The sequence below is a fragment of the Enterococcus sp. 2201sp1_2201st1_C11_2201SCRN_220225 genome, assembly GCF_040925905.1.
In the GTDB taxonomy this organism is placed as follows: domain Bacteria; phylum Bacillota; class Bacilli; order Lactobacillales; family Enterococcaceae; genus Enterococcus_C; species Enterococcus_C asini_A.
Map to the genome: position 1 here is coordinate 1 of NZ_JBCOJC010000074.1, position 2,854 is coordinate 2,854.

Annotated in this window: 2 protein-coding genes; both read left to right on the forward strand. The window is 42.2% G+C overall.

Features of this window, described 5'->3' with window-relative positions; genetic code table 11:
* Positions 1-470: 470 nt before the first annotated feature.
* Positions 471-1,061: a hypothetical protein gene (locus tag AB5754_RS12585; protein WP_008670455.1), complete on the forward strand. Its 591-nt coding sequence runs from the start codon at positions 471-473 to the stop codon at positions 1,059-1,061.
* A gap of 618 nt (positions 1,062-1,679) precedes the next feature.
* Positions 1,680-2,783 (forward strand): plasmid recombination protein, encoded by a 1,104-nt coding sequence (locus AB5754_RS12590; RefSeq protein WP_007572070.1) that lies wholly within the window; start codon positions 1,680-1,682, stop codon positions 2,781-2,783.
* Positions 2,784-2,854 lie beyond the last annotated feature (71 nt).

Consider the following 2,854-nt stretch of genomic DNA (forward strand, 5'->3'; position numbering starts at 1 on the left):
CCCCCCCGCCCCCAAAGGGGGAGCGACCAAACGGCAGCTTCACTCAATGGAGTGTTACGCCGTTCGGGTTCGGAAGAAATTTTGCAGGGTTCGAAAAACGGTTGTGTGCTTATTCGAAAAAAAGTTTATGGTGTGGGCGCTCGTCGGGACGGGTGGTCCCGCCCCTTGCCGCTGGGCGCTCCCCGACCGATGATTTTTTAAGTAGTTGATTATATGCCGTTTTTAGGGTATAATAAGAACTTAAGAAATAGAATAAGTTAAGTAGTTGATACTCAATATAGGGTATTTTCCATATTGGAAAATCTGATTTTCCATATTAGAAAGTCACTCTTTCCTATTAGATGTTAAAAAGGAAAATATATTTTGCTTTTTTATTGTATTAATGGAAATTTAAATATTCCTTTGTGGAAAATCAAATTATACTTTTTCACCGATATATAGAAAGTCAAATTTGCCTAAATAGAATGTTTATGGAAAATAAGAAAGTACTCAAATTAACCGATTTTCAAAAAAACGAAGAAAACCCCTTTATGAAACAAGCAATTGAAGGGATTGAAAATCACGTTGTTAAGAAATACAAAAGTAGTACGGGAAGTGATAAAAAAGCTGTAGTTGCTGTTGCTGATACAGATACAGGAGAAGTATTCAAAACCTCGTTTATCCGACAAATAGAAGTAGATGAAGAGCAATTTGCAAAACTATACCTTGCGAATTTTGCCGCTTTTTTCAATCTATCACAATCAGCTATTCGGGTTTTCGGGTATATTCTAACTTGCATGAAGCCTAAGAATGATATGATAATTTTCGATAGGCGAAAATGCTTAGAATACACCCAATACAAATCAGACAAAGCCATATACAAAGGATTGGCAGAGCTCGTACAAAGTGAAATCATAGCAAGAGGTCCAAACGAATATAATTGGTTCATTAATCCGTTGATTGTCTTTAATGGGGATAGGGTTTCATTTACAAAAACATACGTTCGGAAAAAGACTTTAGCTGCCCAAAAGAAAGAAGAAGCAGAGAAACGACAGTTATCACTTGGTTTTGATGAACTGTAACACTCCATTGAGTGAAGCTGCCGTTTGGTCGCTCCCCCTTTGGGGGCGGGGGGGGGATAGATAAAGTTCCTCTATGTAAAGTTATAATGGGGGATGAAAGGCAAGGTTCGCTAACCTTACCCCGATTGTTTATGCTTCCCAGCATTCAATCTATCCCCGTTTATGGGTTTCTCTTTCACCCTACAAAGATAACCTCATGGGGGAAAAATGTCCAAGAATATGGGGTAAAAACTATCAAGTCGGTAGAAAATAAGTATCTTTGAAGTACATTTTTAGTAGAGGTACTGGTATGCCTAGACGAAGCAGATAGGCAAAAATAAAGCCGCTGGGGATGTCGGATGTCCGTCAATTAACTCCAGCGGCTTGTATTTTGGTAACTCTCCCGTATCGGTCAGCTACCGTTTGGTCAGCAACAAAGGTAGTACTTTATTGTCGCAAATCCAAATGTTTTCCCCTTTATTTGTGCATTTACAAAACATTCACTAACTTCGCACCTATGCAGTATGGTGATAGCACACTAGCACCCTAAAGGGTACGTGTGTAAGGGGACAAGCCCCCTTAACCCCCTGTCAGCCGGCTGTCACCGGCTGTTATCGATTGTCACAAAAATGTTAACTTATGGGAGCAACAAGTATTCATGTACAAGCAGTGAAGCCGGGGAGCGAGATTCACAACTTTAGGGAAAAAGAGTTGGACTATGTTCGTCCGGAACTTAGTCATTTGAATGAAAGCTGGGTTGGAGATAGCATCTCCCATCGGCTGGAGAGTGCGAAACAGAGATATTTCGATACGGTTGGGCAGAAGATGCAGACTAAAGCAGCACCCATACGGGAGGGGGTAATAGTAATCAAGCAAGAAACCACCATGCAGGAACTCCAGCAATTCGCTGCGGTCTGCAAGGAACGTTTCGGTATTGAAGCGTTTCAAATCCATATACACAAGGACGAAGGATACATGAACGCAAAGCAATGGACACCTAACCTTCACGCCCATGTAGTTTTCGATTGGACGCAGCCGAACGGGAAGAGTGTGCGTTTATCGCGTGATGACATGGCAGAACTCCAAACCATAGCATCTGAAGCACTGGGCATGGAACGTGGTGTTTCTTCTGATCGCAAACACTTATCGGCTATGCAGTACAAGACCGAATGTGCGAAAGAACAGCTTCAGGAACTATCCAACGATATATCCAGTGCGTTAGACAAGCACAAGGACGTGCAAAACCAGCTTCTTCAGCTTCAGAAAGAACTACGTTCCATTGAAACAAAGAAAAACGTCCAAAAACTCATTTCTAAGGCTTCAGAGAAGTTTTACGGCTTGATAGGGAAAACGGTTAACGATAGGGAAAAAGATGCCTTAAAAGCCAAAATAAAGGCTTTAGAGGGGGAAAATGAACAGCTATCCGATAGACTGGGAAAGGCTATACTTGAAAAAGAGCGAAACGGCACAAAGGTATTCAAAGCCGAGAACGACAAGGAGTATTATAGACAGCAAATGGACAATGCAAGGACAACCAGTAACCGACTAAGAACGGAGAACCAAGAACTAAAGACCGAAACCAAGGAATTGAAAAAAGAACTTGGTAAGATGAAAGACTTGTTCAATTCCGAACAACTGGAGGCTTTAAGGCATCATTTCCCAAACATATCAAAAGCTATGGAAGAGGGGAAAGACCTACTCAAGCAAATCACCAGAAGCAGAGGTTTCGGCATGGGTATGTAACCCCCCCCCGCCCCCAAAGGGGGAGCGACCAAACGGCAGCTTCACTCAATGGAGTGTTACGCCGTTCGGGT